Below are 25,346 nucleotides of genomic sequence, written 5' to 3'. Positions count from 1 at the left end.
GGCCAGGCCCTGACGGGACCGTCAGGGCGCCAAGGATGGCGCCCACGCGCCCCCAGGGATGGGTTTACGGCGCGTCCCGGCAGGGCCTGGCCCCCGCTCGCCAACACGGAGACCCCGTCAGCCAATGCCTCTGCCTTCGCTTTCAGTCAGCCAGCCAAGCCTGCCGCAACACAACCCCTTACTGCAGCAGCGAACGCAGCATCCAGGCGTACTTTTCGTGGGTCTGCAGACGCTGGGTCATCAGATCCTCGGTTGGTGCGTCGTCCGCATCGTCGGCCACGTCCAGCACTTCGCGCGCCGTACGGCACACCGCCTCGTTGGCGGTGACCAACTGGCGTACCATTTCACGCCAGTCCGCGCTGTCGGTCAGGCCCGGCTCCTCGGCGATCGAGGTCAGGGCCGCGAACTCGCGGTACGAGCCCGGGGCATTGAAGCCCAGTGCACGGATGCGTTCAGCCACGTCATCCAGGGCCGCCCACTGTTCGGTGTACTGGGTCTCGAACATGGTGTGCAGCGAGTTGAACATCGACCCGGTCACGTTCCAATGGAAATTGTGGGTCTTCAGGTAGAGCGTGAACGCATCGGCCTGGAAGGCCGACAGTCCATCGGCGATCTTCTTGCGATCGCCCTCCTTGATCCCGATATCGATGTTCGGGGCCGACGGGGCCGCCGCGCCGAGCTTCTGCTTGGCAGTCTTGGGCTTTGCCGGGGTCTTGGTCGTCTTCGCCATGGGAGAACTCCTTATGGATGGGATGAATCGGATGGCCTTCACAATAGATCAGACTACCCTTTCAGTAGTAAACAAAAGTTCTAAACGAATCGATTGATGAGCGCTATCGAAAAACCACATGCAGCACGCCTGGCCCAGCAGCAGGCCGCCATCAACGGGGCCATGAGCCGCGACCGCGGTCGTTTGCTGGGGATGCTCTCGCGTTGGCGGGCCAAACCGGCGGATACGGGTCTGGCGGCGGCGTTCGAGCAGGCCTTGCAGGCGTCCGTGCAGCGCCGTGAAGCGCGTGCGCTGAATCAGCCGACCATCACTCTGGACGAGCAACTGCCGATTGCGCGTGAAGCCGAGGCCATCACTGCGCTGATCCGCGACCACCAGGTCGTGGTGATCGCCGGTGAAACCGGCTCGGGCAAGACCACCCAGCTGCCCAAGCTGTGCCTGGCCGCCGGCCGTGGCACCGCCGGCATGATCGGCTGCACCCAGCCGCGACGGATCGCCGCACGTGCAGTGGCGACCCGCGTGGCGCAGGAACTGCAGTCCGAGCTGGGCACCACGGTGGGTTACCAGGTGCGCTTCACCGATCGCGTCGGTGACGATACCCGCATCAAGTTCATGACCGACGGCATCCTGCTGGCCGAGATCAGCAGTGACCGCTGGCTGTCCAACTACGACACGATCATCGTCGACGAGGCGCACGAACGCAGCCTCAACATCGATTTCCTGCTCGGCTATCTGAAGCAGCTGCTGAAGAAGCGCCCCGACCTGAAACTGATCGTCACCTCGGCGACCATCGACACCTCGCGCTTCGCCCAGCATTTCGACGATGCCCCGGTGATCAGCGTGGAAGGCCGCACGTTCCCGGTGGAGGTGCGTTACCGGCCGCTGGAAGGCGAGGGCGGTGGCGAGGCGGACGGTGGGCGCGATGGCGAGCGCACCGTCAATGATGCGGTGGTCGCGGCGGTGGATGAAATCACCCGGATCGACCCGCGCGGCGACATCCTGCTGTTCTTCCCGGGCGAGCGCGAAATCCGCGATGCGCACCAGTCGCTGGAACGGCGCAAGTACCGTGGCACCGACGTGCTGCCGCTGTATGCGCGGCTGTCGGTCAAGGATCAGGACCTGGTGTTCAACCCGGGCGCCAACCGGCGCATCGTGCTGGCCACCAACGTCGCTGAGACGTCGCTGACGGTGCCGCGCATCCGCTATGTGATCGACCCGGGTTTCGCCCGCATCAAGCGCTACAGCCCGCGCCAGAAGCTGGACCGGCTGCACATCGAGGCGGTCTCGCAGGCCAGCGCCAACCAGCGCAAGGGCCGCTGCGGCCGGGTGTCCGAAGGTATCTGTTACCGGCTGTATTCCGAAGCGGATTTCCAGTCGCGCCCGGAATTCACCGATCCGGAGATCCGCCGTTCCAGCCTGTCCGGGGTGATCCTGCGGATGCTGCAGCTCGGCCTCGGTCGGATCGAGGATTTCCCGTTCCTGGAAGCGCCGGATGAACGCGCGGTCGCCGATGGCTGGCAGCAGTTGGGTGAGCTGGGTGCGGTCGATGCCGAGCGCCGCCTGACGCCGATCGGCCGTCAGATGGCGCGCCTGCCGGTGGACGTGAAACTGGCCCGCATGCTGGTCGCCGCGCAGGCCCAGGGGTGCCTGCGGCCGATGCTGGTGATCGCCTCGTTCCTGGGTATCCAGGACCCCCGTGAGCGCCCGCCGGAAGCGCGCGCCGCCGCCGACAATGCGCATGCGCTGTTCGCCGATGGGCGTTCGGAATTTGTCGGCGTGCTGCGCCTGTGGGACGGCTACCGCCAGGCCCACGAAGACCTGACCCAGTCCAAGCTGCGTGACTGGTGCGGGCGGCATTTCCTTGGTTTCCTGCGCATGCGCGAGTGGCGGGAGCTGCATCGTCAGCTGCGCGTGCTGTGCGAGGAACTGGGATGGAGCGAAGAGCCGGCGGAGACATCGTTGGCACCGTTGCTTGCCGGATCCTCGGCGCCTGCCCCGGCGCGCGATGACGAGGCCAAGATCAAGGCGACGCGTGGCCAGCAGCACCGTGCCGCACGCCTGGCCCGTGAAGGGAAATCCGAGCCGACCCCTGCCCAGAACACGCCGGCGCCGGTCAAGGGGGCCGATTCCGAGGCGCGCAACGCCTTCAGCGACAAAGTACGCGCGGCGGCCTACCAGACCCTCCACCGTGCCTTGATCGCCGGCCTGCCCACGCAGATCGGCCACCGCAGCGACAAGGGCGATTTCCTGGCGCCGCGCCAGCGCCGCTTCCTGCCGTTCCCGGGCTCGACCCTGGCCAAGCGGCCGCCGCCGTGGCTGCTCACCGCGACCTTGCTCGATACCCAGAAAATCTGGGGCCTGACCAACGCGGCGATCGAGCCGGACTGGGTCATCAACGAACTGCCGCATCTGCTGCTGCGCAAGCACTTCGACCCGCACTGGTCGCGCGCGCAGGGCCAGGTACTGGCCTCCGAGCAGATCAGTCTGTTCGGGCTGGTGCTGGCCCCGAAGAAGCCGGTGCACTACGGCCGCATCGCGCCGGGCGAGGCACACGATATCTTCGTGCGGCAGGGCCTGGTGACTGGCGAAATCAACACCCGTGCCGGCTTCGTCGCCGACAACCTCAAGGTGTTGGAGCAGGCGCGCGAAGAAGAGGCCAAGCTGCGCCGTGCCGGCATCGTCGCCGACGAAGGCTGGCAGGCGCGCTGGTACCTGGACCGGATTCCGGCCGAGATCCATTCGGCGATGGGCCTGGATACCTGGTGGAAGGCGCTGGCACCGGAGAAGCGCCGCGCGCTGTCGTGGACGCTGGCCGATCTGCTGCCGGGCGACGGCAGCGACGCCGAGCGTTATCCCAACTACCTGCCGCTGGGCGATGCGCGCTTGCCGCTGCACTACACCTTCGAACCAGGCGCCGACGAAGATGGCGTAACGTTGGAGGTGCCGCTGCATCTGCTCAACGCACTCGATCCGGCACGGTTGTCGTGGCTGGCGCCCGGCTTCGTGGCCGACAAGGCCGCCGCGTTGATCCGCAGCCTGCCCAAGGCGATGCGCCGCAACTATGTACCGGCACCGGACTTCGGTCGCGCGTTCGCCGAGGCCTTCGCCGAGCCGACCGCCGATGACATCCGTGGTGAACTGGCGCGGTTCCTGTCCCGCGCGACCGGTGCAAGACTGGCGGCGACCGATTTCGACAACGCGTCGCTGGAGACGCACCTGCACATGAATCTGCGCCTGCGCGACGCGGACGGCAACGTACTGGCAACCTCACGCGATCTGGATGCACTGCGTGCCCGCTTCGGCGACCAGGCCGGTGACGCCTTCGCCGCACGTGCCGGGCGTGCGCTGGCGGCGGACGGGTTGCGCGATTTCCCCGCCAGCCCGATCCCGCTGCAGGTGCCCGGCGAAGCCGGCGTGCCGGCCTATCCTGCGTTGGTCGACCAGGGCGAGACCGCCGCGTTGAAGATCTTTGCCGATCGCAACGAGGCGCTGGAGCAGCATCCGCTTGGCGTGCGCCGCCTGCTGGAGATCGCGCTGGCCGACAAGGCCAAGCAAGCGCGCAAACAATTGCCGGTGCCGCCCAAAACCGGCCTGCTGTATGCCGCTATCGAATCGCAGGAGCGGCTGCGTGGTGATCTGGTCGATGCGGCGATGAACGCCGTGCTGGCTGATGGGCTGGGCGATATCCGCGATCCGGCCACGTTCGCCAAACGCAGTGCCGAGGCGGGCAAGGCGTTGTTCGGCGAGGCGATGGCGCGGCTGAAGCTGGCCGACAACATCCTCGCCCACGTGGCCGAACTCAAACCACAGCTGGAAGCGCCGCTGATGGGCTGGGCGCGTGGCAACCTGGATGACATGGAGCAGCAGCTTGCCGCCCTGGTCCATGCCGGTTTCCTGCGTGACACGCCGGCCGACGCGCTGGCGCAGTACCCGCGCTATCTGCGTGCGATGATCCTGCGCACCGAGCGCGCCAAGCGCGATCCACCGCGCGATCAGGCCCGCATGCTGGAACTGCGTCCGTTCCTGGATGCGCTGGCACAGGCCGACGCACGCGGCCTGCGCAAGCGGCCCCAGTGGCAGGACCTGCGCTGGGATCTGGAAGAGTTGCGGGTCTCGCTGTTCGCCCAGGAGCTGGGCGCAAAGACCGGCATTTCGGCCAAGAAGCTGGCCCAGCGCGTCGCTGCGCTGCAGAACGCCTGATCCGGCAACTGCCCCGTGCCGATTCGGTGCGGGGCGCTGGGGGGACCTGAACCGGCTTACTTGACGCGGCGCACTTTGGCGCGGGTATTGACGCCCTGGACCTGCATGTACCACGCGCCGCCGACGCCGGCAGCGATGCTGACCTCCGGCGACTGGCGGCGGACACCACCGACCTGGACGTCGTCGATCTGCTCCCATTCCTGGGTGTTGGCGAGCACGTAACGCTGCCCCTTGCCGAAGCCGCGGAACTCTCCGGTCAAGGCGCTTTTGATCGGCTCCTTGGTGCCGAAGTCGAAGAAGCCGTGGTTTTTCACGATCACTTCCTGACGACCCTCTTCGCGGGCCTCTTCGCGGGCCTGTTCGCGTGCATCGGCCGCCAGCGCCGCCACTTTGCCCTGCAGCCAGTTGTTGAGCTCGGCCAGTTCCTGCGGCGTGAGCTTCTCCAGCCCGGCGGCCTTGAACTCGGCCGGCGACATCTGCTGCTGCAGATCGCCTTCCACCACGCGCTGGGCCAGCGCCGGTAGCGAGAGGCTCATCATGACGGCCGCACAGGCCAACAACCGCAGACGGGAAAAGCGCATGGCAGGGTCTCTCCTAGGGATAGCCGCAGTGTAGTGCCAGCGCCGGGGCATGTGCACATGCAGGTGATGGCGATTGTCGGGGGGGCGCTGCGGCGCTAGTGTAGGTGGCCTCTGTCTTGTCTGTACGATGCTGTGAACCGCGCTTCCTCCCCCGGCCTGGATGGCTTGTTGACCCGACCCTCGGTGGCTTCGCTGCCGCCTGAGCTGCGCGAGGCATTGCTGCAGCGCTGGCAGCAACCCGAGGCCGATCTGGAAAGGCGCGCGGGCTGGCCGGTGCTGGCCGATACGCTCGATGCACTGTCATTGCTCTCGGCCGACGAGTCTGCCTTGCTGGCCACGTTGCTGTTCGATCTGCCGTGGTTGCGTGCCGGGCTGGACACGCTGCCGATCGGTGCGCTCAAGCCGGTGGTCGTCGGCCTGCTGGACGGTCTGGACGCTGCCGACCAGGTCTGGGCGCTGCACGCCGGGCGCGAGGCCGGGCGCAACAGCGAAGGCCTGCGCCGCCTGCTGCTCTCGATCATCCGCGATCTGCGTGTGGTGCCGATCCTGCTCGCCCGCCAGCTGGCCCGCATGCGCGGTGCCGATCGCTTGCCCGAGGACGAACGGCGCGCGCTGGCCCAGCTCACCCGCGACATCCACGCGCCGCTGGCCAACCGGCTCGGCATCTGGCAATTGAAGTGGGAGCTGGAGGATCTGGCGTTCCGCCACCTGGAACCGGAGACCTACCGCCGCATCGCGCGCGAGGTGGATGAAACGCGCTTGGCGCGCGAGCGCTATGTCGAGGGCGTCAAAAAGGCGCTGTCGCGTGAACTGCTGGCGCAAGGCATCCGTGCCGAGGTCAGCGGCCGCCCGAAGCACATCTACAGCATCTGGCGGAAGATGCAGAAGAAGCGGCTGGCGTTCGAGCAGTTGTACGACATCCGCGCCGTGCGCGTGATGGTGGACGACGTGGCCGCCTGCTACGCCGCGCTGGGCGTGGTGCATGCACTGTGGGCGCCGGTGCCGAGCGAATTCGACGATTACATCGCACGCCCGAAAGCCAACGATTACCGTTCGCTGCATACCGCCGTGATCGGCCCGGAAGGGCGCACCATCGAAGTGCAGATCCGCACCCACGACATGCATGCCCAGGCCGAGCTCGGCGTGGCCGCGCACTGGCGCTACAAGGAAGGCAGCAAAGGCGCGGAAAAGGCGTTCGACCGCAAGATCACCTGGATGCGCCAGCTGTTGGAGCAATCCCAGGATGGACATGCCAGTGAGCTGGCCGGGGCGCTGGATGCCGAGCTGACCGAAGACCGGGTCTACGCGCTCAGTCCCAAGGACGAGGTGATGGACCTGCCGCAGGGCGCCACGCCGTTGGATTTTGCTTACCACGTGCACACCATGGTCGGGCACCGCTGCCGTGGGGCGAAGGTCAACGGCCGCATCGTGCCGTTGACCTACCGCCTGCGCAGCGGCGACCGGGTCGAGATCCTGACCGGCAAGGAGGCCGACCCCCGGCGCGACTGGCTGCTGGCCTCCAGCGGTTTCCTGGCCAGCAACCGCTCGCGTGAGAAGGTGCGCGGCTGGTTCCACAAGCTGGACCGCGCGCGCAATGTGCAGGCCGGCCGCGAGCTGCTCGAGCGCGAACTCAAGCGCCTCGGCCTGCAGCACGCCGATCTGGCCATCGCGGTGAAGAAGTTCCACGCCGACAGCGTCGATGATCTCTACATCCAGGTGGCCTTGGGTGACACCGGGCCGAACCAGGTCAGCCGCACACTGCTGGAAGCCGAGCGTGCCGCCAGCCAGCCGGCGGTGCCTGCCCTGCCGCGCCCGACGGCGCGGCGCGACAGCGTGCGCAGCGCCGATTTCACCGTCCAGGGCGTGGGCAATCTGCTCGTGCAGCTCGCCCGGTGCTGCCAGCCCGTGGCCGGTGAGCCGATCGTCGGGTACCTCACGCGTGCGCGCGGCGTCACCGTGCACCGCACCGACTGTGCCGCGCTGGCACGTCTGGCCGCGGCCAGCCCGCAGCGCATTCTTCCGGTGGAGTGGGGCCAGGCCGGCGGTGGCTATGAAGTGGACGTGGTGGTCGACGCGGTCGACCGGCGCTGGCTGCTCAAGGACATCACCAACCTGATCGCGCAGGAGGATGCCTATGTGCTGGACATCCACAGCGACAACGTCCGCAACAGTGGCCGTGCGCATCTGCGTCTGCGCTTGAAGGTCAGTGACTACGGCCAGCTTTCGACCCTGCTGGGCAAGCTGGACGCGCTGCCCGGTGTCAGCGAAGCCCGGCGTCTAGGCTGAGCTCACGTGCCCCACGCTAGGCTCGCGCCATGAGCCGGGACGATGACAGGCATGACGCCGCCCACGAGGCACTGCGACGGGTGCGCCGCGAAGGCCGCTGGTGGTGGTTGCAGGCGCGCCATGCCCGGCGCATCTGGCGTTGGGCGTTGCTGGTGGCCGTGCTGCTGTTCGTCAGCCTGGCACTGTTGCGCCGGCCGCTGGCCAACTGGTTCTGGAACGAACCGCAGATCGAGCAGCTGCTCGACCAGGGCGATCGCGCGCTGGCCGCGGGCCGGTTGAGTGCGGCAGACGGTCGTGGCGCACGTGAATCCTTCCAGGCCGCGCTGGCGCTGGACAACGACCGCTTGCAGGCGCGCAGCGGTCTGGCACGCACGGGCCAGGCTGCCCTGCAGCAGGCGCGGGATGCGCTGGACCGGGGCAATGCACCGGCGGCGACCGCCGCGCTGGCGCTGGCCCGCGAACTGCAGGTGCCGCAGCGCGACGCCGATGCGGTGGCGCAGCAGCTGCACGCACACGACCAGGCACGCGCGGGGATCGGGGCGTTGCTTGGTCGCGCCGAAGCGGCCTTGCAGGCGCAGCGGCTCGAGGGCAGCCCCGACAGCGCACTGCCGTTGTTCCAGCAGGTGCTGGCGCTGTCCCCCAACCAGGTGCGCGCGCTGGAGGGGCGCGAGGATGCGCTGTCCGATCTCCTCCAGCAGGCGCGCACGGCGGCCGGCCGCGGCGATGTGGCCAGGGCTGCGGCGCTGGTGCGCAGCGCGCGTGGCTTCGATGCCGGGCATGTCGATCTGCCGGCCACCCAGGAAGCGCTGAACAACGCGCTGGAGCGACGCCAGCGCGAGGGCGAGATCGCGCTGCGCCGGCAGAAGCTGGAGGTTGCGGCCGATGCCTTCGCCGCGGTGCTTTCGGCGCTGCCCGACGATCCTGCCGCGCGCCGTGGCCAGCTGCAGGTCGCCGATGCGCAGCTCACGCGTGCGACGCGGCTGGCCGGCAACTTCCGTTTCGAAGACGCAGCCCGGGCGCTTCAGGTGGCGCAATCGCTGGGTGCGTCCACGCGTTCGCTGGAGGCGGCCCGCCATGTGATCGAGCAGGCGCAGCGCTCCCAGGCGGCACTGAAGACCCCGGCGGTGCCGAGGGCGCAGCGCGAACGCACACTGCAGCGTCTGCTCACGCGCCTGGCGGAGGCGGAGGGCCGTGGCAACTTCCTGGACCCGCCCGGACGCAGTGCCTACGACGCCCTGCGCGAGGCCCAGGGCGTCGCGCCGCAGGACCCGCGGGTGCGTGCCGCCGCGCAGCGCCTGCTGCCCGCAAGCCGGCAGTGCTTTGAAGATCGCCTGCGCGAGAACCGTGTGCTGGCCGCGGGGGCCTGTCTGGACGCTTGGCAGACGCTGTCGACCAATGATGCCGCCCAGGCCGCCGCGCGGCGGCGGCTGGCGCAGCGCTGGCTGGCCATCGGCAGCGAGCGCCTGGGCTCGGGTGACATCGCTTACGCGCAGCAGGCGCTGCAGCAGGCGCAGCGCTGGCAACCGGACCTGCCGGAATTGCCGGCCTTCGCCGAGCGCCTGCGCAGCGCCGGCGGTGGCTCGGGCACTTAATCCAGGAACACCCGCTGCACGGTGGCGCGGGCCGCATCCAGCGAGAAATGATCCACGATGTTCTGCAGCCCGGCGGTCGAGAGCCGGCGCCACAGGGCCTTGTCCTGGTAAAGCTGCACCACGGCCTGCGCGAATGCCTCGGCATCATCGGCCACCAGCACATCCTCGCCATCGCGCAGGTGCATGCCTTCCACGCCACAGGTCGTGGCGACCACCGGCTGCCCATGCGCCATGCTGAGATTCACCTTGCCCTTCACGCCTGCACCGAAGCGCAGCGGCGCGACGGCGATGCGGATGCCATCCATGTAGGGCACCACGTCCGGCACGAACCCGTGGATCTCCACGCCCGGCTGGGTCGCGGCCAGCGCGCGCAGGGTATCGGGCACGGCCGCGCCGATGCAGTGGAAACGGATGTCGGGCAGGTGTGCGCGGATGCGCGCGAAGACCTCACCGATGAACCACTGCATGGCATCCAGGTTGGGCGGATGACGGAAGCCACCGACGAAAACCAGGTCGCGCCGCTCGGCCCAGTCAGGGCCGGCCCCAGCAACCTCGTGCAGGTTGGAGATCAGTTCCACGGTTGCGCCTGGCGCATCGACGCGCAGCTGCTCCCGCTCGGCCGCGCTGACCAGCACCGTCACATCCACCTGTTCCATCACCGCCAGCTCGCGTGCGCGGGTGCGCTCGGCATTGCGCAGCAGCCCTGCATCACCGGCGATCTCCGCACCACGGCGTTCGCGCAGGTAGTGCAGGTCAACGGTATCGAAGACCGTGCGGGCCTGCGGCGCAAAGCTGCGCAGCAGCGGCAGGCACTCGTGGGCGACGTGGTAGCGGACCATCATCACCACATCGAAGCGGGCGCCGTTGGCGCGCAGCCACGGCGCCACACCGTCCAGATACGGGGCGTACCAGACCTCCACGCCAAGCGCCTGCAGCGCCTCGGTGGCCGCGCCGCCGTGCTCGCGCCGGGTCGGCACGAACACCACGTGGACCCCGGCTTCAAGCAGCATGCGGATCAGGTTGTACTGGCGCAGCGAGGCCGAGTCGCGGTCCGGCTGCGGCACTTCTTCATCCAGGATCAGGACCTGGCGCTGGGCACGGTGCAGCAGGACTGGCGAGGGAACGCTGCCGACGGCGGGCTGCGCCTGCAGTGCGTCGGCCCACTTCGCCGCGAACACGCCGCGGTTGCGGACCTGGTAAGCCTTGATCCCGCTGCCGGTATCGGTGCCGTTGCTGGTGCCCTCGTCATGCACCACCCGGCTGGCCGGTTGTACCAGTACGCGGTGGCCGCTGGCGCGCACGGCGAAAGCCAGGTCGGTGTCTTCGTAATACGCCGGCTTGTAGCGCAGATCGAAGCCGCCGATCTCCTCCCACAGCGCGCGCCGGATCATCAGCGCCGCACCGGAGCAGTAGTCGGCATCGCGCAGCGCGCTGTAGCGCGGATCTTCGGGCGATTCGAAGCGGCCGTAGCTCCAACCACTGCCATCCTGGAAGATCACCCCGCCCGACTCCTGCAGGCGGCCGTCGGGGTAGAGCAGCTGTGAACCGACCAGGCCGGCGCGCGGCACCCGGGCGAAGGTGGCGAGCAGCGCATCCAGCCAGCCGGGCTGCGGCACAGTGTCGTTGTTGAGCAGCACCACGTACTGACCACGCGAACGCGCGACGCCATCGTTGCAGGCCTCGATGAAGCCGCCGTTGCTCGCCCGTATTTCATAGCGCAGGCCGCGGATCTGCGGCATCCAGGTGATCGTCTCGTCGCTGCTGCCGTCGTCCACCACCAGGATCTCGCAGGCGACCTGCGGTGGATGCGCGGCCAGTGCCCGCAGGCAGGCCAACGTATGCGCGGCGTGGTTGTAGACCGGAATGATGATGCTGACCACCGGGCGCTCGCTGGCGGGGACGGTGAACGGCGCGAACGCTGTGGCCTCCGGCAGGTACAGGGGCGCCCCGCGTGGCGCCGGCACGGCCTGGGTATGGACCCGGATGCGCTGCCAGGTAGCACGCCAGCCCCGGGTGCGCAGACTGGCCAGGCTGCGACGGAACAGGCCGAGCATGCGGTTCAGGAAATAGCGAGCATCGGCCAAGGACATCGACATCCCGTTGCAACTCCAGCTTAAGCGGGGGAACCCGGGAGAACGCGCCGCTCGCGGTGGCTGCGTTAGACTCGCCGGAATCCATATTCTCGCATCCCCGTGCCCCGACGCTACGATTCCGACGACATCGACGAGTTCGACGACGACACCGAAAGCCGCGGCCCGCTGTGGCGGCGCCGGTTGATCACCTGGAGCATGGCGGCTGTCGCGCTGGGGTTGGGCTTCCTGATCCCCTATACGGTGTACCTGAACCAACAGGTCACCCAGCGATTCGGTGAGCTGCGCTGGCAGATTCCCACCCGTGTCTATGCGCGCCCGCTGCCGCTGGCGCCCGGCGTGGCGATGGATGCGGCCACGCTCAAGACCGAGCTGGCGGCTTCCGCCTACCGGGATGACGGGATCGGCAAGTCGCCGGCCACGTATACGCAGGAGGGAGGGCGTTTCGTCATCTCCAGCCGTGGCTACAACGACGTCGATGGTCGGGTCGCCCCGCGCCGCGTCGAGCTGAGCCTGTCCGGCGGGTCGATCGCTTCGCTGCGTGACCCCGACACCCGCAAGGCGCTGAAGGCCGCGCGTCTGGATCCGGCCCGTATCGCCACGCTGTACGGCCAGAAGCAGGAAGAGCGCCGGCTGGTGCGGATTAAAGAGACGCCCGAGCTGCTGGTCACCGGCCTGCAGGCGGTGGAGGACAAGGACTTCAACCGCCACCACGGCATCGACCTGAGCGGCATCGCCCGCGCGATCTGGGTGACCGTGCGTTCCGGTGGCCAGAGCCGCCAGGGCGCCTCGACCCTGACCCAGCAGCTGGCCCGCAGCGGCCTGCTCGGGATCGGCAAAGAGCAGACCGTCACCCGCAAGTTCAATGAGGTGCTGTACGCGCTGATCATGGAGGCGCGCTACGACAAGCGCACCATCCTGGAGGCCTACCTCAACCAGGTCTACCTGGGCCAGCGCGGCAGCCAGGCGATCCACGGCATGTCCTCGGGCGCGGAGTTCTGGTTCGGGCGCGATCTGGCCTCGCTCAACACCGAGCATGTCGCCTTGCTGATCGGCCTGGTCAAGGGCCCGTCCTATTACGATCCGCGCCGCAATCCCGAGCGCGCGCTGGACCGCCGCAACTTCGTGCTGGGCAAGCTGCGCGACGCCAATCTGATCGACGATGCCGAGTACACGCGTGCGGTCGATGCGCCGCTGGGCGTGCCCAAGACGCCCGGCCTGATCGCGGCCAACCGTTTCCCGGCTTATGTGGATCTGGTCCGCCGCCAGCTCGGTCACGATTACCCCGAGTCGGTGCTGCAGGGCGCCGGCCTGAGCGTGATGACCGGCATGGCACCGTCGGCGCAGGCGTATGCCGAAGGCGCGGTCACCAAGACGATCAAATCACTGGAAAGCAAGCGCCGTCCCGCGTTGCAGGCCGGCCTGGTGCTGACCGACGTGCACAACGGGGATGTGCTGGCCGTGGTCGGGAGCCGTGACGTCTCCGAACCGGGCTTCAACCGCGCCATCGAGGCGCAGCGCCCGGTCGGTTCGCTGCTCAAGCCGTTCGTGTATCTGCTGGCGCTGGCGCAGCCGGACCGCTACTCGCTGTCCAGCTGGGTCGACGATTCGCCGGTGACGGTGCAGCTCAGCCGCGGCAAGCAGTGGTCCCCCGGCAACGCGGACAACCGCAGCCACGGCACGGTCCGCCTGATCGATGCGCTGGCCCATTCCTACAACCAGGCCACGGTCCGGGTAGGCATGCAGGTCGGCCCGGAGCGGGTCACGCAGTTGATCCATGTGCTGGCGGGCATCAAGGCCGAGCCCAATCCCGCGGTGATCCTGGGCTCCACGGATCAAAGCCCGTATGCGATGGCCCAGCTGTATCAGTTCCTGGCCTCGGGCGGCGAGATCCAGCCGCTGCATGCGGTGCGTGGCGTGCTCGATCCGCAGGGCAAGCTGATGAAGCGCTACGACAAGACCCCGGCGCCGGCGCAGGAAGGGGACTCGATTGCCGCCAACCTGATCAGCATCGGTCTGCAGCAGGTCGTGGCCAGCGGTACCGCGCAGCGCCTCAACGCCGACGGCCTGGGCCGCCTGCAGCCGGCGGGCAAGACCGGCACCACCAACGACGGCCGCGACAGCTGGTACGCCGGCTACACCGGTGACCATCTGGCTGTGATCTGGATGGGCAATGACCAGAACGAACAGGCCGGGCTGTATGGTGCGACCGGGTCGATGCGGGTCTGGTCCGGCATTTTCCAGCGCCTGCCCAGCTCGCCGCTGAAGGTCAGCAACAAGGGCCTGGACTGGCAGTACGTGGAGGCCAGCGGCACGGCCACCACCGATGAAGCCTGCCCCGGCGCGCGTCGCTTCCCGTTCGTGGTGGGTTACACCCCGGCCTATGTACCGTGCACCGCGCCGAGCGCCTTGCCGGAAGGCGAGGGTGGCGAACAGAGTGAAGGCGGTGGCTGGCGCAGTTGGTTCGGCCTGGAGAAAAAGCCCGAGCCTGCCCCCGAACCGGCGCAGAATGCACCGGTCGCCACCCCCGCGCGTCAACCCTGATCGAGGCCTGCCTGCATGACCACCCGTTTCCTGATCCGTTCCGCGTCGCTTGCCACGCTGTGCCTCGCGCTGGCGGCCTGCGTCACTCCGCCGCCGGTGGTGAAGGCACCGGTCGACACCACCACGCCGGCCCAGCGCCTGGCCGCCGTGGATGCCGCCGCGGGCAATGACGACAAAGAGCTGGCCGTGCAGCCGCTGCGCGACAGCGAGGTGGAAGACCTGCGCCAGGCCGCGCATGCCCGTCGCCAGGCCAACGATCTGACCGGCGCTGCGGCGGCGCTCGATCAGGCGCTGGCGATCATGGCCTCGGATCCGTCGGTGCTGCAGGACCGTGCCGAGATCGCCCTGCTGCAGGGCGATTGGGCGGCGGCGGAAACCTTCGCCCGCAAGTCGGTCGAACTGGGCTCCAAGACCGGCCCGCTGTGCCGCCGCCATTGGGCAACGATCGAGCAGTCGCGCCTGGCCCGCGGTGAAAAAGAAAATGCCGCCTCGGCGCATGCCCAGCTGGAAGGCTGCACAGTGCCGGGCATCATGCGCTACTGAGGCCAGCGCGACAGCGGATGCGTGACGGCGTAGCGCCGGGCGCAGCCCGGCAGCCTCTATCATTGTCGTCATGTCCCAACTTGCCCACGCCAGCCGCGATGCCCTCAGTGAGGGCGGTGCGCTCGCCAGCCAGCTCGATGCTTTCGTACCTCGCCCGGCCCAGCTGCGCCTGACCGCGGCGATCGCCGAAGCCTTCGACCAGCGCGACGTGCTGCTGGCCGAGGCCGGCACCGGCACCGGCAAGACCTATGCGTATCTGGTGCCCGCGCTGCTGTCCGGGCTGAAGACCATCATCTCCACCGGCACCCGCGCGCTGCAGGATCAGCTGTATCACCGCGATCTGCCGCGCGTGCGGGCCGCGCTCGGTGTGGGCCACAGCAGTGCGCTGCTGAAGGGGCGCGCCAATTATCTGTGCCGCTATCGGCTGCAGCAGGCCCGGGGCGAACCCCGCTTCAGTTCCCCCGAGCAGGTCGCGCAGTTCCAGCGCATCCTGGCCTGGTCCGGGCGCACGAAGTACGGCGACATGGCCGAGCTGGAGGCGTTGCCGGAGGACTCGCCGCTGTACCCGATGGTGACCTCCACCGTCGATAACTGCCTGGGCACCGAGTGCCCGTTCTGGGATGACTGCTTCGTCGTGCGGGCACGGCAGCGGGCGCAGGCGGCCGACGTGGTGGTGGTCAACCACCACCTGCTGCTGGCCGATCTGGCGCTCAAGCAGGAAGGTTTCGGCGAGATCCTGCCGGGTGCGCAGGCGTTCGTGATCGACGAGGCGCACCAGTTGCCCGAACTGGCGGCCAACTTCTTCGGTGAAGGCTTCGGCATGCGCCCGTGGCAGGAGCTGGCACGCGACTGCCTGGCAGAGAGCCGCAGCGTGGCCGGTGCGCAGGCGGCCCTGCAGGAGCCCGCGGCCGCGCTGGAGCAGACCCTGCGCGACCTGCGCGTGGCGATGGATGGCCTGCCGCCGCGCGGCACCCAGTGGCGCGCGTTGACCGTGCCGCAGGTGCGCGATGGCTTCGATGCGGCGATGAGTACGCTGGTGCAGCTGCGCGATGCGCTGGCCGGCGTGCGCGAGGCGTCGCCCGGTCTGGATGCCTGCCATGCGCGCGCGATGGAAGCGGTCTCACGGTTGTCGCGCTGGCTGGGCGACGATGCGCCGATGCTGGATTTCGACACCGATCCGGACCAAGCGCCGCCGCCAGCGGAGGTGCTCTGGTATGAACTCACACCACGCGGTTTCCGCTGCCAGCGCACGCCGATGGATGTGTCCGGTCCGCTGCGCGAGCATCGGCAGCGCTCGATGGCGGCCTGGGTGTTCACCTCGGCCACGCTGACCGTGGACGGTGGTTTCGAGCATATTTCCCAGCGGCTGGGCCTGGAGGATCCGGTCAGCCTGCTGCAGCCCAGCCCGTTCGACTGGGCCCACCAGGCGCTGTGCTATCTGCCGACCGATCTGCCCGATCCGGCCGCGCGCGGCTTCGGCACCGCGTTGATCCGCGCACTGACGCCGGTACTGGAGGCCTCGCACGGCCGTGCGTTCCTGTTGTTCGCCTCGCACCGCGCACTGCGCGAAGCGGCCGAGGCCCTGCGCGATGCACCGTGGCCGCTGTTCGTGCAGGGCGAGGCGCCGCGCGCGACCCTGCTGCAGCGCTTCCGTGAATCGGGCAACGGCGTCCTGCTGGGCTCGGCCAGTTTCCGCGAGGGCGTGGACGTGGTCGGCGATGCGCTCAGCGTGGTGGTGATCGACAAGCTTCCCTTCGCCGCGCCGGACGATCCGGTGTTCGAAGCGCGGCTGGATGCAATCCGCCGCGACGGCGGCAACCCGTTCCGCGATGAGCAGCTGCCGCAGGCGGTGATTGCGCTCAAGCAGGGCGTGGGCCGCCTGATCCGCAGCGAAACCGATCGCGGTGTGCTGGTGCTGTGTGATCCACGCCTGCTCAGCCGTGGCTATGGCCGGATCTTCCTGGATTCACTGCCGCCGTTCCGGCGTACCCGTTCGCTGACCGATGTGCAGGCCTTCTTTGCGCCACAATGGCCCGTCGCTGACCCCACACCCGTCGTTGCGCCTGCATCACCGCCGCCCGTGCAACGTCTGCCGTCCACCGATGACTTTCCCACTTCCCTGTTCTGACCGCCATGAAACTGCTCGCCTTTGAAACCGCCACCGAAGCCTGTTCCGTTGCCCTGTATGTGGATGGGCAGGTCAGCGAGCGCTTCGAGATCGCCCCGCGCCGCCATGCCGAGCTGAGCCTGCCCTGGGCCGAGGCGCTGCTGGCCGAAGCGGGGGTGGCCCGTTCGCAGCTGGATGCGATCGCGTTGGGGCGGGGGCCGGGCGCGTTCACCGGCGTGCGGCTGGCCATCGCCATCGCCCAGGGGATCGCCCTGGCGCTGGACCGCCCGCTGATCGCGGTCTCCACCCTGCAGGCGCTGGCGCTGCGTGCCCCGGCGGAAGCCGATCATGTACTGGCCAGCATCGACGCGCGCATGGGCGAGGTCTATGCCGCACGCCACATCCGCGTGGACGGGCAGTGGCAGCTGCAGGGCGAGGAGAGCGTGTGCGCGCCCGAGCAGGTCGTGTTGCCTGAGGGCACGCACTGGTTCGGCGTGGGGACTGGCTTCGGCGCGGCCGACGGCGTGCTGGCGACGCGGTTGGCCGATCAACTGACCGGCGTGGACGCGCTGGCGCTGCCGCGGGCGTCGGACGTGCTGGCCTTGGCAGTACCCGCGTTCCAGCGCGGCGAGGGCGTGGCGCCGGAGCTGGTGGAGCCGGCGTATCTGCGCAACAACGTGGCACTGACCCTGGTGGAACAGCAGGCGGCGCGGGCGGCGAAGCAGGCGGCTTCTTGAAGCCGGTCGCCTTGTAATGCCCCAGCCACGCATGGCGTGGCTCTACATGCAGATTGCGTAGGGGGCGGTAGGGCCACGCCGTGCGTGGCTGCGCCCTGCGCCCGATCAGCGGTCGTCGCGCAGCTCGCCGCCGGGCAGGAACACCCAGGTGCGGGTCACCTGCAGGATGTCGATCGCATCCTCGGTCCTGGGCAGCGGCGGGAACGGCTGGGCCAGCGTGATCACGCGCAGCGCGGTTTCATCCAGCAACGGCGTACCGCTGGACTGCAGGATGCGGGCACTTTCGACCGTGCCATCGCGGCGCACACCGACCGTGATCACCACCTGGCCACCGAGCCGGCGGGCGCGGGCCTCATCGGGATAATTCAGATTGCCGACGCGCTCGGCGCGGTCGACCCACGCGCGCAGATAGGTGGCATAGGCGTATTCGCGCGTGCTGGCCGAGACGAACTTGCGGTTCGGCCGCTTGGCGTACTGGGCCGAGCGCAGGTGTACCTCGGCGGCCAGTCGTGCCATCTCCACGTCGCGCTGCTCGCGGGCGGTCATCGGTGCATCCGGGCGGGGGTGCTCGGGAAGCGGCTGTGGCTGCGCCTCGGCGATGGTGTCGGCGCCATTGCGGCTGTTGACCACGCGGGTCTGCGGCGGCGGAACGCTGGCTGCCTCCTGGCGCTGTTGCGGCACCGGTGACAGCCCGGCCTGTGCCTGCGGCACGATCCCGGCCTGGTTGTCGCGCGGGCGCTGCGCCTTGTCGTGGTCGCCACCGCCCTGCTGATTGGCCTGGGCCAGGAAATCGGCCTGCTTGGGGGTCAGCGGGGTCTGGGTCTGGCTGAAGATCACATCCAGGGTGGGCACCAGCGGCGCGCTGTCACTGACCGCGAAGCCGACTCCCAGCAGCAGCAACGCGTGCACGAGCACGGACAGCGTCAGGGTCGCGCCCAGCCGCTGGGATTCGCGCGCCTGCCACGTCGGGGCCGGGACGACGCTGGCGCTCATCGCGGCAGGCTGGCCTCGATCGCATCGAACAGGGTGCCGGCGATGTTCAGTCCGAACTGAGCGTCGAGCTCGCGCACGCAGGTCGGGCTGGTGACATTGACTTCGGTCAGGTAATCGCCGATCACGTCCAGGCCGACGAAGCGCATGCCGCGCCGCTTCATCTCCGGCCCGACCTGGGCGGCGATCCAGCGGTCGCGTTCGCTCAGTGGGCGGCCTTCGCCACGGCCACCGGCGGCCAGGTTGCCACGGAACTCATCGCCCTGCGGAATCCGCGCCAGGCAGTAGTCCACCGGCTCGCCATCGACCAGCAGGATGCGCTTGTCGCCGGCGGTGATGTCCGGGATGAATTTCTGCGCCAGGGCCAGCGTGCGCTCGCCATCGGTCAGGGTTTCCAGGATCACATTGAGGTTGGGATCACCGGTGCCGCTGCGGAAGATCGAGCGCCCGCCCATGCCGTCCAGCGGCTTGAGCACCGCCTGGCCATGTTCGAGCACGAAGGCCTTCAGGTCCGCATTGCGGCGGCTGACCAGGGTCGGCGGGCAGCACTGCGGGAACAGCAGGGCGGCCAGCTTCTCGTTGTAGTCGCGCAGGCCCTGGGGGTCGTTGACGACCATCGCACCGGCCTGCTGGGCGACGCTGAGCACATGGGTGTCGTAGATGAATTCGGCATCCACCGGCGGGTCCTTGCGCATCAGCACCACCTGGCCGGGGCCGAACACGGTCTGGCTGAACTCGCCCAGGGTGAACCAGTCGTTCTTGTCCTCGCGCACCTGCAGCGGGGCGGTGCGGGCGATGGCCTGGCCATCGCGCAGGGCCAGCCCGCCGGGGCTGACGTAGTGCAGCGCATGGCCGCGGCGCTGGGCTTCCAGCAGCATCGCGAAGGTGGTGTCCTTGGCAATCTTGATATGGGCGATGGGGTCCATCACCACGATGACATTCAACGGCATGGTCGCAACCTGGCGGGCAGGCCGATGATGGTAGCGACAATGGGTCCGCAATGCCTGCCCGGGGGCGCGGAACGCAGTGTCCGGCCGGGCGGGCGCCGCCCCGGATTTGCGCAAACGGCCCGGCCCGGGCGCCCGCCGGGCCGCTGGCGCCGGGGCCGCGGTGGGTGTGCTTGAAGCGCGCGGCGGTATTGGGATATAGATACGCTTTCGCAGCGACGCCGGGGATCAGGCAAGCGTCGCGCGCTTGGGGAAAGGTAATGACTGAATACATGGCTGCGGGTGGGGAACTCGCAGGGCTGCGCGTGATGGTCATCGATGATTCGAAGACCATCCGCAGAACCGCGGAAACCCTGCTGAAGCGGGAAGGCTGCGAAGTGGTGACCGCGACCGATGGGTTCGAGGCATTGGCCAAGATCGCCGATCAACAGCCGCAGATCATCTTCGTGGACATCATGATGCCGCGGCTGGACGGGTATCAGACCTGTGCGCTGATCAAGGGCAACCAGCTGTTCAAGTCCACGCCGGTGATCATGCTGTCCTCCAAGGACGGCCTGTTCGACAAGGCACGCGGCCGCATCGTCGGCTCGGAGCAGTACCTGACCAAGCCATTCACGCGTGAAGAACTGCTGGGTGCCATCCGCACATACGTCAACGCCTGACCAGGGGGGAAAGGCACAATGGCTCGAATCGTACTGATCGAGGATTCACCGACCGACCGTGCGGTGTTCACGCAGTGGTTGACCAAGGCCGGTCATGAAGTCCTGGAAGCGGACAACGCCGAGGACGGGCTCAAGCTCGTGCGCGAGCAGTCACCGCAGCTGGTGCTGATGGACGTGGTCCTGCCCGGCATGAGTGGCTTCCAGGCCACCCGTGCGATGGCGCGCGACGCGGCCACCAAGCACATTCCGGTGGTCATCGTCAGCACCAAGGCGATGGAAACCGACAAGGCGTGGGGGCTGCGCCAGGGGGCGGCCGACTACATCGTCAAGCCGCCGCGCGAGGAGGAACTGATCGCGCGGATCAACCAGTTGGTGGTCTGATGCGTTCTCCTTTCGACATCCTCCAGGCCTATGAGCGGCGCAGCCTGGCCCATGCCGTGCAGCTGCCCGAGCGGCAGTTCTCGCAGGACCTGTGGCGTGGCGTCGGCTACCGCGTGGGCAAGCGCCGGCTGGTCTCGGATTTCCGCGAAGTGGTGGAAATCGTGCCGATGCCGCCGATCACCCCGGTGCCGGGCGCCCAGCCGTGGCTGCTGGGCGTGGGCAACCTGCGCGGCAACCTGTTTCCGGTGGTGGACCTGAAGTGCTTCCTGGAAGGCGAGCGCACCGTGCAGCAGGAGGGTCAGCGCGTGCTGATCATGCGCCAGGCCGGCGGCGACGTGGCATTGACCATCGATGAACTGTTCGGCCAGCGCAGCTTCGAGCTGGACCAGGACATTGTCGCCGGCGATCTGGCTACCGGCCGCTATGCGCACTTCATCGACCGTGCGTTCCACGGCGATGGCCATGACTGGGGCGTGTTCTCGCTGTCGCTGCTGTCGCGTACCCCCGAATTCAGGCAGGCCGCGGCCTGACCGCAGGCGCCTGTCTCTCCGTATTGAAGATCGAGGTTGAACGATGAGTACTGCTTCGGAATCCGCCAAGGCCGGCAAGCTCGGCTCGGTGGGCACCAATTTCTGGCTCGGCCTGCTGGCCGTGTCGATGATCGTGTTCGGCGTCAACACCGGTGTAGCGACCTGGCAGGGCAGTCGCCTGGCCAGTGCGAGCACCGATGCGGCGAACCTGCAGGTGCTCTCGCAGCAGCTGGCCAACCAGGGCCGTGAGGCGGTCTCGGGCAACGCGCAGGCGTTCACCGCGTTCAAGCTGACCAAGAGCGACATCGAAAGTACCGTCAGTGGCCTGCAGGGCCGCTACGGCACCGAGACCAATGTCGCCGGGCCGCTGAACACGCTGATCCAGACCTGGGAGCCGCTCGGCAAGAGTGCCGGCCAGCTGGTCGCCAGCGAACCGGCCGTGCTGGCCCTGGCCGGCAACGCCAACAACTTCGTCAACGGCGTGCCCGCACTGCAGGCGCAGCTGAACGAAGTGGTCCGCGCGATGTCGGCCAGTGGCGCGCCGTCCTCGCAGGTCTACAACGCCCTGCAGCAGGTCGTGGTGGTCGGCTCGATGGCCCGCCGCGTGACGGAAATGCGCGCCGGTGGCGCCAATGCGGCTGCCGCGGGCGATGCGCTCGCCCGCGACTCGGTGGTCTTCACCCAGGTGCTCGATGCGCTGCGCAACGGCAACGAGGAACTGGGCATTGCCGCGGTCCGCAACGGTCCGGCGCTGGCCGCGCTGGAGCAGTCGCAGAAGCAGTGGGACACCATGAAGCAGGATGCCGACGCGATCCTGGCCAGCTCGCGCCAGCTGTTCGCCGCGCAGTCCTCGGCCGCGGCCCTGACGGGTGGTTCGGCAGACATGCTGCGCGACAGCAAGAAGCTGTTCGAAGCCTTCTCTTCGTTCGGCTCGCTGCGCGATACCCGCCTGTTCCCCAACTTCTGGCTGGGCGTGGCCTCTGGTGCGTTCTCGCTGATCGCCATCATCGGCTTCGTCGGCAGCACGGTGCGCAGCCGCTCGCGCGAACAGGAACTGCGGTACCAGACCCAGGTGGAATACAACAGCCGCAACCAGCAGGCCATCATGCGGCTGCTGGACGAAATCAGCTCGCTGGGTGAAGGCGACCTGACGGTGAAGGCCTCGGTGACCGAGGACATGACCGGCGCCATCGCCGACGCCATCAACTACGCCGTGGATGAGCTGCGCCACCTGGTGACCACCATCAACGACACCTCGGCCAAGGTCGCCGTGTCGACCCAGGAAACCCAGGCCACCGCGATGCAGCTGGCCGAAGCGGCGGGCCACCAGGCCAACCAGATCACCTCGGCCTCCGACCGCATCGGCGAAATCGCCTCGAGCATCGAGCAGGTGTCGCGCAACTCGGCCGAGTCGGCCGACGTGGCACAGCGCTCGGTGATCATCGCCGCCGAAGGTGCCGGCGTGGTGCGCGAAACGATCCAGGGCATGGACCAGATCCGCGACCAGATCCAGGAAACCTCCAAGCGCATCAAGCGCCTGGGCGAGTCCTCGCAGGAAATCGGCTCGATCGTGGAACTGATCAACGACATTTCCGAGCAGACCAACATCCTGGCGTTGAACGCCGCGGTGCAGGCAGCTTCAGCCGGTGAGGCCGGTCGCGGTTTCGCGGTGGTGGCCGACGAAGTGCAGCGGCTGGCAGAGCGCACCTCCGGTGCGACCCGACGGATCGAAAACCTGGTGCAGGCCATTCAGGCCGATACCAACGAGGCGGTCAGCTCGATGGAGCAGACCACCGCCGAAGTGGTCTCCGGTGCACGCCTGGCCGAAGACGCCGGTACCGCGCTGACCGAAATCGAGCGCGTCTCCAACGCGTTGAACAACCTCATCAAGAACATCTCGATCGCTGCCCAGCAGCAGTCGGCCGCGGCATCGGACATCACCCGCACCATGGGCGTGATCCGTCAGATTACCGGCCAGACCTCGCAGGGCGCGGGACAGACCGCCGAGTCGATCGGCCACCTGGCACAGCTGGCGGCCGACCTGCGCCGCTCGGTCGCCGACTTCAAGCTGCCGGCGTGAGCCGCGGGCAGGGCGGAGAGGGAAGGAACAAGCAGATGATGCATCGCGAGAAATCACCGCACGCCATGTGCGCCGAGCTGCCGGGAGACCTGGCATGAGCACGCTGCGCGATGCCATGAGCCACGCTGCGCTGGGCTGGGTCAAGCCGGAGCTGGACGAGACCCTGCGCCAGGTGCGCAACGAGGTCGAGTACTACGTGGAAGACCCCGCCGATGGCAGCCGGATGCGCTTCTGCGCCGGCTACCTGCACCAGGTGCAGGGCACCCTGCGGATGGTCGAGCTGTATGCCCCGGCGATGGTGGCCGAGGAGCTGGAGCAGCTGGCCAATGCGATCGGTGCCGGTGAGGTGCCCGACCGTGATGAAGCCTGCGCCACGCTGATGCGTGGCAGCGTACTGCTGCCCGATTACCTGGAGCGCCTGCAGAACGGTCACCGCGACATCCCGATCGTGCTGCTGCCGCTGCTCAATGACATCCGCTCGGCGCGCGCCGCGCCGGGCATCAATGAAAGCGTGCTGTTCGCCTTCGCGCCGGACAGCGCGAGCGCCACCGAAGCCGAGCTGGATCACGCGCGCGGCAGCCTGAGCGGGCGCAATCGCGAGCTGCTCGATACGGTTGGCAATGCGGTCAAGGAAGAACTGCTGCGCATCAAGGATGCGCTGGACCTGCACCTGCGTACCGGCGGCGAGCCGGTGCAGCTGCAGACCCAGGTCAACGAGCTGGGCGCGGTGGCCGACACGCTGGGCATGATGGGCCTGGGCGTGGCCCGCGGCGTGGTCGTACAGCAGCGCGACGCGCTGCGCGACGTGGTCGAGGGCGTGCAGCAGATCGATGAAACGCTGCTGCTGGATATCGCCGGCGCGCTGCTCTACGTGGATGCCTCGCTGGATGACCAGGTCGCCCATCTGGGCGCCGGCGGCAGTGGCGAAGACGATCCGAGCGCGGTGGAGAACCGGCGCACGGTGGAGGTGCTGGCGCATGAAGCCATCGCCAACTTCGCTGCGGCGCGCGAGCATTTCGTCGCCTTCATCGAAACCAACTGGAACCACCAGCAGCTGCAGGAAGTACCGCGCCTGCTCGGCGAGGTCGCCGGTGCGCTGCGCATGCTGGATCTGACGGTGCCGGCCGATTACCTGCAGGGCGTGCGCCAGTACATCGCCGTTGAACTGCTCGGCAAGCAGCGCGTGCCCAGCGGGCGCCAGCTGGACACCCTGGCCGACGCCATGGCCAGCCTGGAGTATTACCTCGAGGCCCTGCGCGAACGTCGCCCGGGCCGCGATGAAATCCTGGACATCACCCGCAGCAGCCTGGAAACCCTGCGTTACTGGCCGCTGCCGGCTGCCAACCAGCCCACCCCCGATACCGGGCCGGCGTCGTTGCCGGTCGCGGCCGAACCCATCGAGCTCACGCCGTGGGACGCGCCTGCACCGGAGCCGATCAAGCTCGGCGTCACTGCCGACATCCCGCGCCCGGCCAACCTGCCGCCGCCGCTGCCGGACGTCACCTTCGATCCGCCGCCGGCGAACACTGCCCCGCTGCCCGCGGCACCGGTGGCGCTGGTATTCGACGCCTCCACCGCCCCGGTCGCCGCCGATGCGCCGCAGTGGACGCTGGCCAGCCATGACGATGTGGACGAACTGCCTACGTTCGCCCATTTCGATCCGGTCATTGCCGAAGTGCCCGCCGGCGCCGGGTGGGACGTCGCGCCGCTGCCGACCGTGCACGCCGATGCTGTGCACGACGCGGTGGATGTGCCGACGTCGGAGCGTGCGCCCGAGGTTTCGGACGTGTCGCTGGAGATGCCGGCCTTCGTGGCCACGGGCACCGGGTTTGATCCGGTGGCCGCCGAGCACGAGATGCTGGAGCTGAGCGACGAGCCGATCGAATTCACCTTCGATGAGGACCTGCGCAACGCCGACGACGTGCTGTCGCTTCAGATCGATGACAGCGGCACCTACACCGACACCGATAGCGATGGCATTGCCGCGGAGACGGCTGCTTCCAGCCCGTTCGCGCAGAGTGCGGTGGATGTGGAAGCCCTGCCGACGTTCCTGCAGGAGATTCCGGTGGCCTCGGTGGACGACAGTGTCGCCGAGCCGACCGATGCGTTCATCGATGGCACCGACACGGTGCTGCAGGCCGAGGCAGATGCCGCGCTGCCGCCGCCCGCAGTGCAGGATGCGGTCATCCGCCGTATCGAGCTGGACGACGAATCCACCCGCTTCCTGGCCGAACTGGACGCCGCCGCCGCGCAGTTCCGCCCGGAAGGCGCCGGCACCGGTACGGTGCCGGCCACCTCTGCAGCGGCCCGCCCCGCACTGGCCGGGGCCCCCGCCCCCCCCCGCCA

At 68.5% G+C, this 25,346-nt stretch carries 17 protein-coding genes; 12 read left to right on the top strand and 5 right to left on the bottom strand.

Translation table 11 applies throughout. The features are described 5' to 3' along the window. Positions 1–178: 178 nt before the first annotated feature. Entirely contained in the window at positions 179–730 is a 552-nt protein-coding gene (locus tag QMX81_RS14645; protein ID WP_282262506.1) for a Dps family protein, read from the bottom strand. A 96-nt stretch (positions 731–826) separates the two neighbouring features. Here QMX81_RS14645 and hrpA point away from each other — a divergent pair, with 96 nt between their 5' ends. Continuing rightward, positions 827–4,930 (top strand): ATP-dependent RNA helicase HrpA, encoded by a 4,104-nt coding sequence (hrpA, locus tag QMX81_RS14640; protein ID WP_282262503.1) that lies wholly within the window; start codon positions 827–829, stop codon positions 4,928–4,930. Between the two features lie 56 nt (positions 4,931–4,986). On the opposite strand, the gene QMX81_RS14635 is transcribed toward hrpA, so the two are convergent. Further along, positions 4,987–5,511: a hypothetical protein gene (locus QMX81_RS14635; RefSeq protein ID WP_121039078.1), complete on the bottom strand. Its 525-nt coding sequence runs from the start codon at positions 5,509–5,511 to the stop codon at positions 4,987–4,989. Positions 5,512–5,643: 132 nt separating this feature from the next. Here QMX81_RS14635 and QMX81_RS14630 point away from each other — a divergent pair, with 132 nt between their 5' ends. Both QMX81_RS14630 and QMX81_RS14625 read left to right on the top strand, forming a co-directional pair. Continuing rightward, complete coding sequence (locus QMX81_RS14630) at positions 5,644–7,797, top strand: bifunctional (p)ppGpp synthetase/guanosine-3',5'-bis(diphosphate) 3'-pyrophosphohydrolase (protein WP_121039075.1); 2,154 nt, start codon at positions 5,644–5,646, stop codon at positions 7,795–7,797. A 29-nt stretch (positions 7,798–7,826) separates the two neighbouring features. Further along, positions 7,827–9,389 carry a hypothetical protein gene (locus QMX81_RS14625; protein WP_282262498.1) on the top strand — a complete coding sequence of 521 codons (1,563 nt, stop codon included), beginning with the start codon at positions 7,827–7,829 and terminating at the stop codon, positions 9,387–9,389. On the opposite strand, the gene QMX81_RS14620 is transcribed toward QMX81_RS14625, so the two are convergent. Then, positions 9,386–11,485 carry a glycosyltransferase gene (locus tag QMX81_RS14620; protein ID WP_282262497.1) on the bottom strand — a complete coding sequence of 700 codons (2,100 nt, stop codon included), beginning with the start codon at positions 11,483–11,485 and terminating at the stop codon, positions 9,386–9,388. The genes QMX81_RS14625 and QMX81_RS14620 overlap by 4 nt on opposite strands. 96 nt (positions 11,486–11,581) lie before the next feature. Here QMX81_RS14620 and mrcB point away from each other — a divergent pair, with 96 nt between their 5' ends. The 4 genes from mrcB to tsaB all read left to right on the top strand — a co-directional run bounded on the left by mrcB (position 11,582) and on the right by tsaB (position 17,410). Further along, the gene (mrcB, locus tag QMX81_RS14615; protein WP_282262495.1) at positions 11,582–14,023 is read left to right on the top strand and encodes a penicillin-binding protein 1B; all 2,442 of its coding nucleotides are present in this window, start codon (positions 11,582–11,584) and stop codon (positions 14,021–14,023) included. Positions 14,024–14,038: 15 nt separating this feature from the next. Next, the gene (locus tag QMX81_RS14610; RefSeq protein WP_121039063.1) at positions 14,039–14,566 is read left to right on the top strand and encodes a hypothetical protein; all 528 of its coding nucleotides are present in this window, start codon (positions 14,039–14,041) and stop codon (positions 14,564–14,566) included. Between the two features lie 70 nt (positions 14,567–14,636). Beyond that, positions 14,637–16,694 carry an ATP-dependent DNA helicase gene (locus tag QMX81_RS14605; protein ID WP_282262493.1) on the top strand — a complete coding sequence of 686 codons (2,058 nt, stop codon included), beginning with the start codon at positions 14,637–14,639 and terminating at the stop codon, positions 16,692–16,694. A gap of 5 nt (positions 16,695–16,699) precedes the next feature. After that, positions 16,700–17,410, top strand: a complete 711-nt coding sequence (gene tsaB, locus QMX81_RS14600; RefSeq protein WP_152151927.1) for a tRNA (adenosine(37)-N6)-threonylcarbamoyltransferase complex dimerization subunit type 1 TsaB — start codon at positions 16,700–16,702, stop codon at positions 17,408–17,410. A 105-nt stretch (positions 17,411–17,515) separates the two neighbouring features. Here tsaB and QMX81_RS14595 read toward each other — a convergent pair whose 3' ends face one another. Together QMX81_RS14595 and gshB are read right to left on the bottom strand one after the other, a co-directional pair. Next, the gene (locus tag QMX81_RS14595) at positions 17,516–18,403 is read right to left on the bottom strand and encodes an energy transducer TonB (RefSeq protein WP_121039053.1); all 888 of its coding nucleotides are present in this window, start codon (positions 18,401–18,403) and stop codon (positions 17,516–17,518) included. Next, positions 18,400–19,350 carry a glutathione synthase gene (gene gshB / locus QMX81_RS14590; protein ID WP_121039048.1) on the bottom strand — a complete coding sequence of 317 codons (951 nt, stop codon included), beginning with the start codon at positions 19,348–19,350 and terminating at the stop codon, positions 18,400–18,402. The genes QMX81_RS14595 and gshB overlap by 4 nt, the downstream gene beginning before the upstream one ends. A 257-nt stretch (positions 19,351–19,607) precedes the next feature. Between gshB and pilG the strand changes: the two genes are divergently transcribed. The 5 genes from pilG to QMX81_RS14565 all read left to right on the top strand — a co-directional run. Continuing rightward, positions 19,608–20,009: a twitching motility response regulator PilG gene (gene pilG, locus QMX81_RS14585; protein ID WP_121039045.1), complete on the top strand. Its 402-nt coding sequence runs from the start codon at positions 19,608–19,610 to the stop codon at positions 20,007–20,009. A gap of 18 nt (positions 20,010–20,027) precedes the next feature. Further along, positions 20,028–20,390 carry a response regulator gene (locus tag QMX81_RS14580; protein WP_019185138.1) on the top strand — a complete coding sequence of 121 codons (363 nt, stop codon included), beginning with the start codon at positions 20,028–20,030 and terminating at the stop codon, positions 20,388–20,390. Beyond that, positions 20,390–20,920 (top strand): chemotaxis protein CheW, encoded by a 531-nt coding sequence (locus tag QMX81_RS14575; protein ID WP_282262489.1) that lies wholly within the window; start codon positions 20,390–20,392, stop codon positions 20,918–20,920. The genes QMX81_RS14580 and QMX81_RS14575 overlap by 1 nt, the downstream gene beginning before the upstream one ends. Before the next feature lie 43 nt (positions 20,921–20,963). Then, positions 20,964–23,000 carry a methyl-accepting chemotaxis protein gene (locus tag QMX81_RS14570; RefSeq protein ID WP_088432920.1) on the top strand — a complete coding sequence of 679 codons (2,037 nt, stop codon included), beginning with the start codon at positions 20,964–20,966 and terminating at the stop codon, positions 22,998–23,000. Positions 23,001–23,094: 94 nt separating this feature from the next. Then, positions 23,095–25,346, top strand: a 2,252-nt coding sequence (locus QMX81_RS14565) for an Hpt domain-containing protein (RefSeq protein ID WP_282262487.1), incomplete at its 3' end; no start/stop codon positions are given.

It is taken from the genome of Stenotrophomonas sp. PS02301 (assembly GCF_029959485.1).
Lineage (GTDB): Bacteria > Pseudomonadota > Gammaproteobacteria > Xanthomonadales > Xanthomonadaceae > Stenotrophomonas > Stenotrophomonas maltophilia_Z.
The sequence above is the reverse complement of the archived record's forward strand: the minus strand, read 5'-3'. Positions and strand labels throughout refer to the sequence as shown.